The sequence below is a fragment of the Neotamlana nanhaiensis genome, assembly GCF_000943555.1.
In the GTDB taxonomy this organism is placed as follows: Bacteria; Bacteroidota; Bacteroidia; order Flavobacteriales; family Flavobacteriaceae; genus Neotamlana; species Neotamlana nanhaiensis.
This window is the reverse complement of the sequence record NZ_JTDV01000003.1, coordinates 376,751-393,350: the sequence shown is the minus strand read 5'-3', so window position 1 is coordinate 393,350 and position 16,600 is coordinate 376,751. Positions and strand designations below refer to the sequence as shown.

The following is a 16,600-nucleotide window of genomic DNA, read 5'->3' as shown; positions in this document are numbered from 1 at the left end:
GTTATTAAGTTTTATTCGCTAAAAAAACAGCATGTAAGCATTATTGTATTAATTATTTGCACACAGATTTACTACAATTTAAAAAACAGCAAAGGTTTATTGCTTTTGCTTTGCCTCTTCCCAAAACACATCCATTTCGGCAAGCGTCATATCTTTTAAATTTTTATTCAACAATTTTGCTTTTTCTTCGAGATACTCAAATCGAGCCGAGAATTTTTTATTAGTGCGCTCTAAAGCATTTTCTGGATTAATTTTTAAAAAACGAGCGTAATTTACCATAGAAAACATTACATCGCCAAACTCACTTTCCATAGCATCCTTATTTCCAGCCTTAACTTCTGTTTTAAACTCATTAAGTTCTTCTTCTACTTTTTCCCATACTTGCTCAGGTTTTTCCCAATCGAAACCTACACCCGCCACTTTATCCTGAATTCTATTAGCTTTTACCAAAGATGGCAAACTTTTAGGTACGCCTTCAAGCACACTTTTTTTACCTTCCTTTAGCTTCAAATTTTCCCAATTACGCTTTACATCATCTTCATTTTCAACTTTAATATCTCCATAAATATGTGGGTGACGATGAATTAACTTATCGCAAATTGTATTACAGACATCGGCAATATCAAAATCGTTTGTTTCACTGCCTATTTTCGAGTAAAATACGATATGCAAAAGAACGTCGCCTAACTCTTTTTTAACCTCTTCTAAATCATTATCTAGAATGGCATCACCAAGTTCGTAAGTTTCTTCGATGGTCAAATGGCGTAGTGTTTCCATGGTTTGCTTTTTATCCCATGGACATTGTTCGCGTAACTCATCCATTATAGTTAATAATCTATCGAAGGCTTTTAATTGATTTGCTCTTGAATTCATTTTAATAGGTATTTCAATTTGTAAAAATATCAAATAAAAAACCTACACTAAAGCCTAAAAACAACTTTATAATAAATATTGTTTTGACACCTATTTTGTTAAAATGATTAATTTATTCAAATAACGAAGCTCTCAACAGTAATTAATTTACATTTTTAAAATTAATTAGTAATCTTTTATTTACTATATTTAAACAAAAATTCCCGCATATAAATATATCTTCTCTCAATATGTATTTAGTTATTTAACTTCAAAAAATATTTGTTTATGAAATGGTTTATTTTATGTTTTTTTCTTTATCAAGTGGGGCTTTCCCAAGTCGGAATTGGAACTACCAACCCCACCGCTACTCTCGACGTTGATGGAACCTTAAAAGTCAGAACAACAATTCAGGAAACCAATATGGAAGTGATAACCGACTCCATAATGGTTATATCAAGAAATGGTTATGTTAACCGTGTTGATGCTAATGATGTTGTTAACGCAGGACTCCCTTCTATGGTGAGAGCTTCTTTTTCTAGTGCATCAGACATTGCTCATTTAATTACCCTAACTTTAGGTTTTGGCTATACCTTAGTTGAATTTGATAATGAACTAACAGATACCAATGACGAATACGACCCTACAACTTATACATTTACGGCTAAAGAAGATGGCATTTATCAAGTAAATGCTCAAATTCGAGTAAACTCTTTAATTACTGTAAATACCGATTTTGGCATTGGTATCTACAAAAATAATGTTCTGGTGGCAGAACAAAGCTTTGCGAGTGTTGTTGTGGGAGTTGTTAATGTTACTTCACCTTTTAGATCGGTTTCTACAACAATAGACCTTGTTGCTGGAGACACCATTACCTTTAAATTAGCTGCCTCTTTGGCGTCTGTTAATATATTAGGCAATAACTCCGATAGTTATTGTGCTATTTACCAAATTAGATAACTCATTAATCTACTTTTTTTATAGAAACAAAGCCTTTACTTACCCAATAGTAAAGGCTTTATTATTAAATATTAGCTCTGGCATTAATTTTGTTTGTAACATTTTGATGGTAATCGCTACTAATCAAGTAAATAAGTTTAATAAAAAAAAGAGAAAAAGATGATTATTAATAAAGGAACACTAATGTTAGGAACTTTAATTGGAGCTGGAATTGGGGTTTTATTAGCTCCAGAAAAAGGAAAAGTAACACGAGACAAATTGAAAACTGAAGGAACTAAAATTAAAGATCAAGTTACTAAAGATTTTAAAGAAGTAAAAGAAGATGTCACTAAAGCAGCAAGTTCTGGTAAAGCAAAATTTAAAGAAGATTTAAAAGATTTCGCCTCAAAATCGAGCTTTAAAACCGAGCAAGCCATAACCTTTTTAGAAAAGCAATTGGCTATTTTAAAAGAGAAAAATAAAAGTTTCCAACAAACGAGTTAAAATTACCGTACTGAATTAAATTCAGTATGATGAATAAAAAAATCCAACTCTTACGAGTTGGATTTTATATTTAAACAACTTATTTATGCTATTGTTTATTCTGTTTTTTAATTAAGTTTAAGGCAGATCCTTCCTTATACCAAGCAATTTGAGCTTCGTTGTAAGTATGATTTAACTTAATCGTATCTGTGGTTCCATCAGCATGAACAACCTCTAAGGTTAGTTGCTTGTCTGGAGCAAATTCGTTTAAATCTAAAAAGTTGAAAGTATCATCTTCTTGAATTAAATCGTAGTCGTTTTCATTATCGAAAGTTAATCCAAGCATACCTTGCTTTTTAAGATTAGTTTCATGAATACGCGCAAATGATTTAACAATTACAGCCGCGACACCTAAATGACGTGGTTGCATTGCCGCATGCTCTCTCGACGAACCTTCACCATAATTATGGTCTCCAACAACTATTGTTTTAATACCTTCGGCTTTGTAAGCACGTTGTACATCCGGCACTCCACCATACTCGCCCGTTAATTGATTCTTAACAAAATTCGTTTTTTCGTTAAATGCGTTAACGGCACCAATTAACGTGTTATTTGCAATATTATCTAAATGTCCTCTATAACGTAACCATGGTCCGGCCATACTAATGTGATCGGTTGTACACTTACCAAAAGCTTTTATTAATAGTTTCGCTCCTTTAATTGAGTCTCCTAACGGTTCAAACGGTGTTAATAATTGCAATCTCTCGGAATCTGGAGCTACAATAACTTCAACATCACTACCGTCTTCTTTAGGTTCTAGATAACCATTTTCTTCAACCTCAAAACCTTTTGGTGGTAATTCCCATCCTGTAGGCTCATCGAACATCACCTCTTCCCCGTCTTCATTTATCAACTTATCAGTCATTGGGTTAAAATCTAACTTACCAGAAATAGCAATTGCAGCTGTTAATTCTGGCGAAGCCACAAAGGCATGCGTATTTGGGTTACCATCGGCACGCTTTGCAAAGTTTCGGTTAAAAGAGTGTACAATACTATTTTTTGGTGCATTTTTAGGATCGCTATATCTTGCCCATTGTCCAATACATGGACCACAGGCATTAGTAAAAATAGTTGCATCTAACTCTTCAAAAACTTGAAGAATACCATCGCGTTCTGCGGTAAATCGAACCTGTTCTGAACCTGGGTTGATACCAAATTCGGCCTTCGTTTTTAATTTTTTATCTAAGGCTTGCTGCGCAATGGATGATGCTCTTGATAAATCCTCGTAAGATGAATTCGTACAAGACCCAATTAAACCCCATTCTACTTTTAATGGCCAATCATTTTCAGTGGCCTTTTTAGTCATTTCACTACCCGCTGGTGTTGAAAGATCTGGTGTAAACGGACCGTTTAATAACGGATTTAACTCCGATAAGTTAATCTCAATCACCTGATCGAAAAACTGCTCTGGGTTGGCATACACCTCAGGATCGGCAGTTAAGTAATCTTTTACTTTGTTTGCTGCATCGGCGACATCTGCTCTATCAGTGGCTCTTAAATAACGCTCCATAGATTCGTCGTAACCAAAAGTTGATGTGGTTGCTCCAATTTCGGCGCCCATATTACAAATAGTACCTTTACCTGTACAAGACATACTGGTAGCTCCAGGACCAAAATATTCTACTATAGCTCCTGTTCCACCCTTAACGGTTAAAATTTCAGCAACTTTTAAAATCACATCTTTTGGAGCTGTCCAACCAGAAAGCGTTCCTGTTAATTTAACGCCAATTAACTTCGGAAATTTAAGTTCCCAAGCCATACCTGCCATAACATCTACGGCATCGGCTCCACCTACTCCAATGGCTACCATTCCTAATCCACCCGCGTTAACGGTATGCGAATCGGTACCAATCATCATTCCTCCTGGAAATGCGTAATTTTCTAAAACCACTTGGTGAATAATTCCTGCACCCGGTTTCCAAAAACCAATACCGTATTTATTTGAAACGGATTCTAAAAAATCGAAAACTTCGCTACTTACACTGTTCGCGTGTTTTAAATCTTTTGCTGCGCCTTCTTTAGCCTGTATTAAGTGATCGCAATGTACTGTTGTTGGCACAGCTACTTTAGGCTTACCTGCTTGCATAAATTGTAATAAAGCCATTTGCGCTGTTGCATCCTGACAAGCAATTCTATCTGGTGCAAAATCTACATAATCCTTTCCTCTTACAAATGCTTTATCTGGCGTGCCGTCCCATAAATGATTGTACAATATTTTCTCTGATAAGGTTAGCGGTTTACCAACAACTTCTCGCGCTTTATCCACACGTTTGGCCATTTTTGAGTAAACGGCTTTAATCATTTCAATGTCAAATGCCATAAATTTCTTTTTAAATTTTAAATGAATGCCTTGAAAGTTTATTTAAAATAACTCTAAATAAACAGTCAATTATTGCTATGAATTTAACAAAATTTGCACAAAAACTATCATAATAAAAGGTTAATAAAAAAGCCCGAATGAAACATTCGAGCTTTTAAATTTATACTAGTCTATGTAATTATAGAACTAATTGTTTTTGTGATGGTTTGAACTTAGTAAGCACAATACCTTCAACTGCTTTTTCGTATTCTTCCATGGTTGGTGTTCTTCCTAAAATAGTTGATAACACAACCACTGGTGTAGATGATAATAATGATTCACCTTTTTTCTCACCTGAATCTTTTACCACACGCCCTTGGAATAAACGTGTTGATGTTGCCATAACAGTATCTCCTGGTTCTGCCTTTTCCTGGTTACCCATACAAAGGTTACACCCTGGACGCTCTAAATACAACATATTTTCATATTTAGTACGTGCTAAACCTTTTGGTGCGTTATCATCAAACTCGAAACCTGAGTATTTTTGTAATACTTCCCAATCACCTTCAGCTTTTAACTCATCAACAATATTGTATGTTGGTGGCGCAACAACTAATGGCGCCTTAAATTCTACTTTGCCTTGTTGCGCTTCAATGTTTTTAAGCATTTGTGCTAAAATCTTCATATCGCCTTTGTGTACCATACATGATCCAACGAAACCTAAATCAACTTGTTTTGTTCCGCCATAGTATGATAATGGTCTAATCGTGTCATGAGTATAACGTCTTGAAGGATCTTCGTTGTTTACATCTGGATCGGCAATCATTGGTTCTGCGATTTCATCTAAATCGATAACCACTTCAGCATAATATTTAGCACTTGCATCAGGTTTTAAAGCCGTTTTAATTCCAGTTTTAAGTTCCTGAATTCTGTTATTTGCTTTATCAACTAAACCTTGAAGCATTTGCTTTTCGTTATCCATGCCCTTCTCAATCATGATTTGGATACGATCGCGTGCAATTTCTAATGATTCGATTAACGTTTCATCTTCTGAAATACAGATAGACGCTTTTGCTTTCATTTCGGCTGTCCAATCGGTAAATGTGAAGGCTTGATCGGAAGTTAACGTACCAATGTGTACTTCGATTACGCGACCTTGGAATACGTTTTCACCTCCAAATTGCTTCAACATTTGTTGTTGCGTTGCATGAACCACATCACGGAAATCCATGAAACTTCTCATGTTTCCTTTAAATGTTACTTTAACTGATTCAGGAATTGGCATCGTAGCTTCACCCGTTGCTAAAGCTAAGGCCACAGTACCTGAATCGGCACCAAAAGCAACACCTTTAGACATACGTGTGTGTGAATCACCACCGATAATAATATCCCAATCATCAACCGTAATGTCGTTTAACACCTTGTGAATAACGTCTGTCATCGCATGGTATTGACCTTTAGGGTCGCGACCTGTAATTAATCCGAAGTCATTCATAAACTTCATTAATTTAGGTATGTTCGCTTTTGATTTATCATCCCAAACCGAAGCGGTATGACAACCCGATTGGTAGCCTGCATCAACAATTGGAGAAATAACCGTAGCAGCCATCATTTCTAACTCTTGCGAAGTCATTAAACCTGTGGTGTCCTGAGAGCCAACAATGTTTACTTCTACACGCACGTTAGAACCAGAATGCAAAGTTTTTCCTGGTGTTGTACCAACCGCATTTTTATTGAAAATTTTCTCAACCGCTGTTAAGCCTTGACCTTCAATAGAAATTTCTTTTGAAGCTGCATAAACTTGCGGTGGCTCAATACCTAAAACTTTTGCGGCAAACGTTTGTAATTTTTTACCAAAAACAACCGCGTAAGAACCTCCAGCTTTAATAAACTCAACTTTTTGAGGCGTTAATGCCGCAGAAATATCTTTTAATTCTTTATCGCCGTTGTATAATTTTTTCTCTTTTGTGTTTATTGTAAGTACGGTTCCTGTTTCAACTGAATAAACTTGCTCTAAAACGGGCTCACCATCTTTATCATAAACGGTGTTTCCGTCAGCATCTTTTTTAGTTACCCAGTTTTTTAGGTCGATACCAATACCACCCGTTACACCAACTGTTGTTAAGAAAATTGGTGCGATACCGTTTGTACCAGCAATTACTGGTGCAATGTTAATGAATGGTACGTATGGTGATGAAGAAATCCCAGTCCAAAGTGCTACATTATTTACACCAGACATACGCGATGAACCAACACCCATAGTACCTTTTTCGGCAATTAACATCACGCGTTTATCTGGATGTTGCTCTTTTAAAGCTAACACCTCTTGTTGCATGTCTTTATTGTGTTCGAAAATACATTGACCGTGTAATTCGCGATCTGAACGTGAATGAGCATCAGCACCTGGTGATAATAAATCGGTTGAAATATCACCAACACCTGCGATATAAGTTACTACTTGAATTTCTTCTTCTACATCTGGAAGTTTCGTGAAAAATTCCGCTTTGGCGTAACTTTCAATAATATCTTTTGCGATAGTGCTTCCGTTTTTAAAAGCAGTTTCTAATCGCTCTGTATCAGCTTCATATAAAAACACTTGTGTTTTTAAAACTTTTGCAGCTTCTAAAGCAATGGCTTCATCTTCACCTAAAGCTAAATCTAAAAGCACCTCAATTGAAGGTCCACCTTTCATATGTGATAATTGCTCGAATGCAAAGGTTGGCGTGATTTCTTCTACAACAGATTCACCAAGGATAATTTCTTTTAAAAACTTTGCTTTTACACCAGCAGCACTTGTGGTACCTGGTAAGGTATTGTAAATAAAAAAGTTAAGAGAATCTTCTCTATTTGGGTTATTTACATCTTTAATTTGTGCGATAATTTCGCTGGTTAATTCTGCGCCATCAATTGGTTTTGGATGCAAACCTTGAGATTTTCTTTCTTCAATCTCCTTGATGTAGTCATTGTAAATGCTCATAGTTAGTTATTCAATTTATAGTTGTTAAACTCAAATAAAACAATCTTGTTAATGTTATAAAACAAGCCGCATTTGAAGTTTATAATATTAGATTTTTTTAGCGTTGCAAAATACTAAATAAATACAAAGTTTTAAAAATAAAAACCCGAATACAATAGGCAACAATACTAAATTATTATAGTGTTATTATAATTTAATATGATTATAATTTTTTTAGTAAAAACAAAGAATTGATGAAGATTTTATAAACTAAAACCTTTTCGTAATGTTAAAATAAGCTATTTATTAGCTGTTCTTCGGTAATTCCTTCGGCTTCAGCCTTGTAGTTTTTAATGATTCTGTGGCGTAAAATACCAATTGCTACAGCTTGAATATCTTCAATATCTGGTGAAAATTTACCCTGAATGGCCGCATGTGTTTTGGCTGCTAAAACTAAGTTTTGAGACGCTCGAGGTCCAGCACCCCAATCGAGATAGGTTTTTACTAAGTCTGGTGCAGCATCGCTATTTGGTCTTGTTTTACCTACTAAAGACACCGCATACTCAATAACATTATCGGCCACAGGAATTTTACGAATAAGTTGCTGAAAATCGATAATTTGTTGCGCAGAAAATAAAGCTTTTACTTCTGCTTTAATATTTGACGTTGTTGCTTTAACCACTTCAACTTCTTCCTGATACGTTGGATATTCTAAATTTATAGCGAACATAAAACGGTCTAATTGTGCTTCGGGTAACGGATAAGTTCCTTCCTGCTCAATTGGGTTTTGAGTTGCCAAAACAAAATATGGTAAATCGAGTTTGTAATGATGTCCTGCAACAGTTACAGCGCGTTCTTGCATCGCTTCAAGTAAAGCAGCTTGCGTTTTAGGTGGTGTACGGTTAATCTCGTCGGCTAAAATAATATTGGAAAAAATAGGCCCTTTTATAAATTTAAACTGTCGGTCTTCATCTAATATTTCACTACCTAAAATATCACTAGGCATTAAATCTGGGGTAAACTGAATACGCTTAAAATCTAGACCAAGAGCTTGAGAAATGGTGTTTACCATTAATGTTTTTGCTAAACCAGGCACACCAATTAAAAGCGAGTGACCGCCAGAGAAAATTGAAATTAATATTTGGGTAACAACTTCGTCTTGACCAATAATTACTTTAGCAATTTCGGATTTTAGACCTTGAAATTGTTTTACAAATTTCTCGATAGCAGCTACATCGGACATAAATATTTATTTTTTTAACCAGTTACTTGAAAATTCGCAATTTCTACGTTCGCCACTTATTTTAATGTAAGTGTCCATTATTTTTTCTTTCTGCCATTTTTCTACAGCTCGAATTTTCTTTTCGTCAAGCGCTAATTCTTTAATTTTTAAGAAATCTCTAGCATAATCTGCAACATGCTCATCAACTCTATCGGTAACCATTAAAATTTTAAATTTAGTGTTACCAGTTCTATCTTGTTCACTTAACACCAAACTCACTTCGCCATCTTTTAAATTTTGAATTTGAGAGTACAACTCAGGATCCATTCTGGTTAACTCGAAATTATAATCTTGAGTGGTTGGATTAATTAGCTGCCCGCCATCGTTACGTGTTTCTTTTTCGTCGCTTGCTTCACGAGCTGCATCGGCAAACGAAATATCTCCAGCAACAATACGCTCTCTCACTTTTTCTAGACGCTCTTTAGATTCAACTACAGCTTCACTTGAAACTTTAGGTGTTAACAAAATGTGAGCTACATCGTATTCTTGACCTCTAATTTTTTCTAACATAATAATATGGTATCCAAAATCGGTTTTAAAAGGATCTGAAACTTCACCTTCTTGAAGCGAAAAAGCAACTTCACGAAACTCTTTCACCATTTGCGGTTTCTTTTTATTCAATGTGTATCTACCACCTTTACTCACTGAAGCATGATCTTCTGAATACAAAACAACTTTTGAACGGAAACTAGCTCCGTTTTCAATAATATCGGCTTTAAATTGTTTTAATCTATCAATAACACGCTGTTCTTCTGCTTCCGATACTTTTGGTTCAGCCACGATTTGTGCTACTTTTAGCTCGGTACCAAATGTTGGGCGATCTTCTTTTGGAATTTCGTTAAAAAAGGTACGCACTTCTTCTGGAGTAATTTCAACCTCTTCAACAATACTAGCTTGCATACGCTGTGCTAATTGGTTTGCTTTATTAATAGCAAACATTTCTTCGCGGAAACTTTTTTCATCTTCTTTTTTATAAAATGCTAAAAGACGATCCATGTTTCCATTTACTTGCTGTAAAAATTGCTCAATTTGGTAATCTACTTGTCTTCTAATTTCAGCATCAGAAACAACAATACTATCTTGAACGGCATGATGCGCGTACAACTTATTTTCTAATAGCTTACCAAACAATTCGCAATCGGTAATATCTTTTGTGTTATAACCGCCAGCTTCTAATTGTAGACGTTCTTTTTCAACGTCAGAATCTAAAACTATATAATCACCAACCACTGCGGCAACCCCATCCACTTTAACGGCATTATAACTCTTGGTTGTATCAACTACATTTGAAGCAATGTCCTTTTCATCTTCAATAATTTCTTGCGCCGACATAACATTTACCGCCAAAATGCTTATGCAAATAGGTAAAATGTATTTCAAATTAATCGTAAATTTCAAATTGTTTGTTTTTAATAGCATCTTTTGTGATATCCTTTTCTAATTCTCTAATTAACTCTAGTTTTCGCTTATTTATAACAATTTGGTTTATGGTTGGTTTTACATATTCCAACGGTGCCGTATCGTTACGTAATAACACGTCGTTAATTTGCATCAAATATACTCCTAATGAATCTTTGAGCTGTATAAAATTAGATTTTTTTAACAGTTCGCTTTGGTTTTCGGTAGTTATTGCAGGAATTTTTTCAACAACTTGGTTTAATTTAATCCAAATTGAATCGTTTAATGAATAAGATTTAAATTGAATTGAAATGGAATCTAAAACCTTTTTATCTTCCTGATTATAACGCTTAAAACGCTCGTTAATTGACTTATAATCAATTATATTTTCGTCGACATGAATATATCGAAATTTAACCAACTCCTCATTAAGTTTGAAAATTTCTTTATTGTTTTCGTAATACGATTCTGCTTCGTTTAACTTAACCACAGTATCTATATTTCGTTTTACTAATGCATCAACATAGGCCTTCGCATACAAATCATTTTTGTACTGATTTACCAATTTATTGAAGGTTTCTTGCTTTTTACTACTTAAATTAAGTTTGGCACCATCAACAAAAAGTTGCTGTGTTGCCCATTTATTTATAAAATTTTGAACCAAAAGTGTGCTATCTTCAACTGATGCGCCTTCCGGAACTAAATCCTCAATATCGCTTAAATACAAATAATTTTCGTTAACTCGAGCCACAGGAACACCTTCCTGCTCTGTTTTAAAAAAATGGCAAGACTGTGCAAAAAACGCTATTGCTATTAGTAAAAAAAATCGATTTTGCACTTAGTTATTTTTTATTTGATTTTTTACTTTTTCAAGTACCTCTTCATTAATTTTAACTTGGTACTTTTCGTGTAAACTATTTACCCAGTTGGTTTCTTTTTCTTGCTGATAATCGTTAATTACAGCTCCTTTTGCTTCGGTAAATGTTTGTTGCTTTTTGGGTAAAATGTCATTTGTTTTTACCACAACATAAGCATCGTTATGCTTTAATATTTTTGAAATTCCTTTCTGAAACACTAAGTTTTCTGGTAATGTTTGATGATTTTTATCTAAAATACCTGATGAAAACAACACCACAATATTGTCTTCTGTATTAACTAAAGGCTTTATTTTTTCGATATCGTAGCCTTTTTTAAACCAATTGGCTACTTTTTTCAATGCCTTTTTGTTGGATGATGATGCCACAACAGCATCTATTTTTTCTTCAGATATATAATTTGTTTTATGGTTTTCATAAAACGCTTTCACCTCTAAAGTATCTTTACTAGCTGCATTCCAGATATTTTTCTCCATTAAATCGAAAAGCAATAAACCATCGCGATACTCGGTTACAATATTGGCAAACTCTTCATTTTCATCTTCTAAATTATTTTCATGGTAACGCACTAAATTTTCGTTTAAAAAGGAATCATATTTACTAGCAACCAAAGCCTTTAAACTTGTTTTAGGTGTTAACGCACGTTGAGCACGCACTAAATAATCGCCAAAATGTTTGTATGAAAACTGGCGTTTACCAATTTTAACCAAAGGATTTCCAACTTGAAAATCTTCTGGTAATGCCCATGTGCGATTAAAATAATCGTTGGTTAAAATAGATTCAAAATAACTTAAATCTGGTGAGGTTGTGATATTATAATGATCTTTCAATTTTGAGGTTAACGCCTCATCTATAAGTTTAGATCGATCGTCGCGCTCTACTTTATTTATTAATTCTGGCTTTATTGATTCAAAATCTGGGATTGGTTTTTTATTGTATAATTTAACGATATGCCAACCATAAGCCGATTGAAACGGTTTTGAATAATCGCCCACATTTTCAAGCGAAAAAGCCACATCTTCGAATTCCTGCGAACGTAATTGTCCACCAACTATTGGTGCTAATTTACCACCATTTGACGCCGTACTTTTATCGTCGGAAAACTGTTTTGCCAAGGCTTCAAAATTTTCACCTTGATTTAACTTTTGATAAATGTCTTGAATTTTTGCCTCTGGAGATTCGGTACTATTACTTTTATTTACCAACATAATGTGCGCCACGGTACGCTCGCCGCGCGACGGACGCTTATCGAGTACATTTACAATATGGTACCCAAAACGCGTACGAAATGGTTTTGAAATATTACCAACCGGCGTATTAAATGCAGCCGTTTCAAAATTATAGACCATTTTAAAACCTGAAAAATAGCCTAATTTTTCACCATAAATGGTTTGTCCGTTATGTACTTCTTGTCGTACTTTTTCAAAGCCTTCTTTTAAAGCTCTGTCACGTAATGTTTCTATTTTTTTATAAGCTGCTAAAGTATCTTGCGGACTCGCTGTTTCAGCTAATTTTACAAGAATATGATTGGCATTTATATCGTACGAAATACGTTCGTAAGCTTCTTCAACTAAAGCATCCGTAACTTTAGTATCTTTCATAAAACTTTTTGCCAATTGCTTTTTGTAATTCGACAATTCGCGCAAATAACTCGCACCTTTGTCGTACCCCAAAGCATAAGCTTCTTTCAACTTTAATTTATAGTTCACGAACAGCTTTAAATAGGCATCAACATCTTTTTGAGATTCGTCTTGAACTAGATCTAAATTCTTATTATAAACTCTTAAAAATTCCGAAGTATAAACAGGCGTTTCATCAACTGTAAAAAGGATTTCGTTTTGCTGAGTTTGAGCATTTAATTTTATACAAAAAACTGTAAGTAGTAGAGTTAAAAATCCGCTTACGCGCATGGTGGTATTATTTTTTTAGAATGATTACAAAAATACTAATATAAAGCTATTATACAAGTTGTTTTGCAAACGGTTTATATTCAAAATTATTATAATTGATTTACGTTGATTTTACCTTAAATTTGCCTAAAAACACAATCCTTTACAACATGCGACAACTTAAATTAATTTGGGATTTTTATGGACCAAACGCCAAAAGAACTGCCGAACATCATGAAATTCATTTAAAAGAATACATAACACTTGAACAGTTAGATATAAAAATAACTGGTGTTGAAACTATTAGCGATGTTCACACCTTTGCTTTTTTAGTTGTAAACGAAGCTAATATGAAACCTCTTAGAGATGCATTAAAACCACATCGTGGACAGGTTTTTGCAGAAAAATGATTGTTTTTTTTTGTTTTTGCCCCTTGCTCCTATCATTTCAAAATTATTACATTCCTTAACAAACACAAAAAAAGTCGCTCATGTATTAAGCGACTTTTTTAGTTAAATTTTTAGAACATCATTTTAATTGGTAAGCAAATCTATAATTGGTGTAAACTTTTTTTCGGTTGCATGTGCTAATGCTGTTTTACCATCATTATCAACTATAGTTTTATTGGCTTTATTTTTCAGCAATATTTTTACCACATCATACTGATTATACATCGCTGCAAAAATTAAAGCTGTTGCGCCATTGGAATTTTTAGCATTTACATCGGCACCTTGTGCTATCAAATAGTTTACTAGGTTTACACTACCTTTAAACGACACGCCAATTAATGCTGTATTACCCGAGGCATCGGTATCGTTTAAGTTAGCATTTTTTTCCACTAAAACCTTTACAATATCTTCCTTATCGAAATATGAAGCTAGAATTAGCGGTGTAAACTCTCTGTTATCTTTAGCATCTACCAAATCTGGATTACGTTGTAACAGTTGATAAATGGCTGGAATATTTCCACTTTGTATAGCACTAAAAAAATTATTTTTATCATTCATATCATTATCCATTAAAAAATAGGGCAAGTTGTATTTTACTTGCCCTACTATATTTTTAATAAAATTTAAATATCAAATCTATTTGCGTTCATTACTTTAGTCCAAGCAGCCACAAAATCATTTACAAATTTTTCTTTGTTATCATCTTGAGCATAAACCTCGGCATAAGCTCGAAGAATAGCGTTAGAACCAAATACTAAATCAACACGTGTAGCCGTGTACTTTTGCTCTCCAGTTTTACGATTTACAATATTATAGGTACCATTTTCACTAGGCTTCCAATCGTAGATCATATCGGTTAAATTCACAAAGAAATCTGGTGTTAAAGCACCTTCATTTTCTGTAAATATGCCGTGTTTGGATCCTCCATAATTTGTTCCCATAGCTCGCATACCACCAATTAAAACCGTCATTTCAGGAGCTGTTAATCCCATGAGTTGTGCTCTATCCAGCAACATTTCTTCCGAACTCACTACATAGTCAGCTTTTTGCCAGTTTCTAAAAGCATCTGCAAATGGTTCAAGAGACTCAAACGACTCAACATCAGTCATCTCTTGCGACGCATCTCCTCTACCAGGAGCAAAAGGAACAGTTATATTCATTCCTGCGTTTTTTATTGCTTTTTCTACACCTACATTTCCTGCCAAAACAATGGCATCTGCTACGCTAATTTTAAATTCTTCAGCAATAGGCTCTAATACAGTAAGCACTTTTTGTAAGCGTTCTGGCTCGTTGCCTTTCCAACTTTTTTGTGGTTCTAAACGAATACGTGCACCGTTTGTTCCTCCTCTAAAATCAGAACCTCTATATGTTCTAGCACTATCCCAAGCCGTAGAAACTAACTCAGAAATACTTAAACCAGAAGCTGCTATTTTCGCTTTTACAGCATCAACATCATAATCGTAATTTCCTTTTGGTACAGGATCTTGCCAGATTAAATCTTCTTGCGGTACATCTGGACCAAACCAACGGTCTTTTGGTCCCATATCGCGATGGGTTAATTTAAACCAAGCACGTGCAAACGCATCAGAAAAGGCATCAAAATCGTTCATAAATTTTAATGAAATTTCTCTGTAGATAGGATCCATTTTCATAGCCATATCCGCGTCTGTCATCATCGGATTGTGTCGCGTTGTTAAATCTTCAACATCAACTGGCTTATCTTCTTCTTTAATATTTATTGGTTCCCATTGATTTGCTCCTGCCGGACTTTTTCTAGATTCCCATTCGTGGTTAAAAAGCATTTCGAAGAATCCGTTATCCCATTTGGTTGGATGTGTTGTCCACGCACCTTCTAAACCACTTGTTACAGTATATTTTCCTTTACCTGTTTTTGTTGGGTTTGCCCATCCTAAACCTTGTGCTTCAACATCGGCAGCTTCAGGATCTGGTCCTAAAATGCTTGCATCGCCGTTACCATGTGTTTTACCTACCGTATGTCCGCCAGCGGTTAAAGCCACCGTTTCTTCATCGTTCATTGCCATACGCTTAAAGGTTTCACGCACCTGTTTCGCAGTTTTTAACGGATCTTGCTTTCCATTTACACCTTCAGGATTTACGTAAATTAATCCCATTTGTACAGCAGCTAAAGGATTTTCCATGGTTTCTGGCGCCTCCACATTATCATATCGCTCATCACTTGGTGCTAACCATTCTTTTTCTGCTCCCCAATACACATCTTTTTCTGGGTGCCAAATATCTTCACGACCAAAAGCGAAACCATAAGTTTTTAAGCCCATACTTTCGTAAGCCATTGTTCCTGCTAAAATAATAAGGTCTGCCCAACTTACTTTATTACCATATTTTTTCTTTATGGGCCACAATAAACGTTTCGCTTTATCTAAACTAACGTTATCTGGCCATGAATTTAATGGTGCAAAACGAATATTTCCGGCACCACCACCTCCTCTACCATCAGCTAAACGGTAAGAACCTGCACTATGCCACGCCATTCTAATCATTAATCCGCCATAATGTCCCCAATCGGCTGGCCACCAATCTTGACTGTCCGTCATAAAATCATGAAGATCTTTTTTTAATGCTTCAACATCAAGCTTTTTTAGTTCTTCTTGGTAGTTAAAATCTTGTCCTAAAGGATTGGTTTTCGTATCGTGTTGATGTAAAATATCTAGGTTTAGTGCATTAGGCCACCAATCTGTAACTGATTTTTCTGTTGTAGTGATTGATCCATGCATGAACGGACATTTTCCTGAAGAAGAAATAGACCCATGCCCACTTAATTCTTGATTTTCTGCATGAATAGAATCTGATGATTTGTTAGTTGAATTTTCCATGTTTAATGCTTTTTATTAATTTAATTATTGTTTTTATAACGCATTTTGGATTATCATTTTAATACAATTGAAACATAAAATTAATGATATCCAAATTTTACCTACATAAAATTACAGATTAAGAAATGGAATACTGTTAATAATTTATTTTAAAAAATTATACTCTAATCAACATTATCTATTGTTTTTCTAAAACCCATAACAAAACGTTATAAAAAAAGCGCCAGAGGCGCTTTAATTGACTAATTCTAAAATACTATTAAATA

General features: G+C 34.6%; 12 protein-coding genes. 3 read left to right on the top strand and 9 right to left on the bottom strand.

All coding sequences use genetic code 11. The features are described 5' to 3' along the window. Positions 1 to 96 precede the first annotated feature (96 nt). On the bottom strand, positions 97 to 873 hold the full coding sequence (gene mazG / locus PK35_RS07185; RefSeq protein WP_044626003.1) for a nucleoside triphosphate pyrophosphohydrolase: 777 nt from the start codon (positions 871 to 873) through the stop codon (positions 97 to 99). A gap of 303 nt (positions 874 to 1,176) precedes the next feature. On the opposite strand from mazG, the gene PK35_RS07180 reads away from it, so the two are divergent. Together PK35_RS07180 and PK35_RS07170 are read left to right on the top strand one after the other, a co-directional pair. Further along, positions 1,177 to 1,812 carry a complement C1q domain-containing protein gene (locus tag PK35_RS07180; protein WP_157841061.1) on the top strand — a complete coding sequence of 212 codons (636 nt, stop codon included), beginning with the start codon at positions 1,177 to 1,179 and terminating at the stop codon, positions 1,810 to 1,812. Between the two features lie 159 nt (positions 1,813 to 1,971). After that, positions 1,972 to 2,295, top strand: coding sequence for a YtxH domain-containing protein (locus tag PK35_RS07170; RefSeq protein WP_044626000.1), 324 nt, complete (start codon positions 1,972 to 1,974; stop codon positions 2,293 to 2,295). A gap of 88 nt (positions 2,296 to 2,383) precedes the next feature. Here the strand turns inward: PK35_RS07170 and PK35_RS07165 are convergent, their stop codons facing one another. From PK35_RS07165 to PK35_RS07140, 6 genes are all read right to left on the bottom strand, one after another. Then, complete coding sequence (locus PK35_RS07165) at positions 2,384 to 4,654, bottom strand: aconitate hydratase (RefSeq protein ID WP_044625999.1); 2,271 nt, start codon at positions 4,652 to 4,654, stop codon at positions 2,384 to 2,386. Between the two features lie 178 nt (positions 4,655 to 4,832). Then, positions 4,833 to 7,610, bottom strand: a complete 2,778-nt coding sequence (locus tag PK35_RS07160; protein WP_044625998.1) for a bifunctional aconitate hydratase 2/2-methylisocitrate dehydratase — start codon at positions 7,608 to 7,610, stop codon at positions 4,833 to 4,835. Between the two features lie 268 nt (positions 7,611 to 7,878). Next, positions 7,879 to 8,832 (bottom strand): AAA family ATPase, encoded by a 954-nt coding sequence (locus PK35_RS07155; RefSeq protein WP_044625997.1) that lies wholly within the window; start codon positions 8,830 to 8,832, stop codon positions 7,879 to 7,881. A 6-nt stretch (positions 8,833 to 8,838) separates the two neighbouring features. Then, positions 8,839 to 10,290, bottom strand: a complete 1,452-nt coding sequence (locus PK35_RS07150) for a peptidylprolyl isomerase (RefSeq protein ID WP_044625996.1) — start codon at positions 10,288 to 10,290, stop codon at positions 8,839 to 8,841. Then, positions 10,253 to 11,107: a hypothetical protein gene (locus PK35_RS07145; protein ID WP_044625995.1), complete on the bottom strand. Its 855-nt coding sequence runs from the start codon at positions 11,105 to 11,107 to the stop codon at positions 10,253 to 10,255. Before PK35_RS07145 ends, PK35_RS07150 begins: the two co-directional genes overlap by 38 nt. Next, on the bottom strand, positions 11,108 to 13,054 hold the full coding sequence (locus PK35_RS07140) for a peptidylprolyl isomerase (protein WP_044625994.1): 1,947 nt from the start codon (positions 13,052 to 13,054) through the stop codon (positions 11,108 to 11,110). A gap of 149 nt (positions 13,055 to 13,203) precedes the next feature. Between PK35_RS07140 and PK35_RS07135 the strand changes: the two genes are divergently transcribed. After that, positions 13,204 to 13,443: a hypothetical protein gene (locus tag PK35_RS07135; protein ID WP_044626082.1), complete on the top strand. Its 240-nt coding sequence runs from the start codon at positions 13,204 to 13,206 to the stop codon at positions 13,441 to 13,443. Between the two features lie 123 nt (positions 13,444 to 13,566). Here the strand turns inward: PK35_RS07135 and PK35_RS07130 are convergent, their stop codons facing one another. Together PK35_RS07130 and katG are read right to left on the bottom strand one after the other, a co-directional pair. Beyond that, positions 13,567 to 14,040, bottom strand: coding sequence for an ankyrin repeat domain-containing protein (locus tag PK35_RS07130; protein WP_044626081.1), 474 nt, complete (start codon positions 14,038 to 14,040; stop codon positions 13,567 to 13,569). A 65-nt stretch (positions 14,041 to 14,105) separates the two neighbouring features. Next, complete coding sequence (gene katG, locus PK35_RS07125; protein WP_082048542.1) at positions 14,106 to 16,334, bottom strand: catalase/peroxidase HPI; 2,229 nt, start codon at positions 16,332 to 16,334, stop codon at positions 14,106 to 14,108. Between the last annotated feature and the right edge of the window lie 266 nt (positions 16,335 to 16,600).

Excerpts from the sequence above, each read along its gene's own strand:
- PK35_RS07150 (WP_044625996.1), bottom strand. The coding sequence starts at position 10,290 with ATGCTATTAAAAACAAACAATTTGAAATTTACGATTAATTTGAAATAC.
- PK35_RS07165 (WP_044625999.1), bottom strand. The coding sequence starts at position 4,654 with ATGGCATTTGACATTGAAATGATTAAAGCCGTTTACTCAAAAATGGCC.
- PK35_RS07140 (WP_044625994.1), bottom strand. The coding sequence starts at position 13,054 with ATGCGCGTAAGCGGATTTTTAACTCTACTACTTACAGTTTTTTGTATA.
- PK35_RS07130 (WP_044626081.1), bottom strand. The coding sequence starts at position 14,040 with ATGAATGATAAAAATAATTTTTTTAGTGCTATACAAAGTGGAAATATT.
- PK35_RS07170 (WP_044626000.1), top strand. The coding sequence starts at position 1,972 with ATGATTATTAATAAAGGAACACTAATGTTAGGAACTTTAATTGGAGCT.
- mazG (WP_044626003.1), bottom strand. The coding sequence starts at position 873 with ATGAATTCAAGAGCAAATCAATTAAAAGCCTTCGATAGATTATTAACT.
- PK35_RS07160 (WP_044625998.1), bottom strand. The coding sequence starts at position 7,610 with ATGAGCATTTACAATGACTACATCAAGGAGATTGAAGAAAGAAAATCT.
- PK35_RS07135 (WP_044626082.1), top strand. The coding sequence starts at position 13,204 with ATGCGACAACTTAAATTAATTTGGGATTTTTATGGACCAAACGCCAAA.
- PK35_RS07155 (WP_044625997.1), bottom strand. The coding sequence starts at position 8,832 with ATGTCCGATGTAGCTGCTATCGAGAAATTTGTAAAACAATTTCAAGGT.
- katG (WP_082048542.1), bottom strand. The coding sequence starts at position 16,334 with ATGGAAAATTCAACTAACAAATCATCAGATTCTATTCATGCAGAAAAT.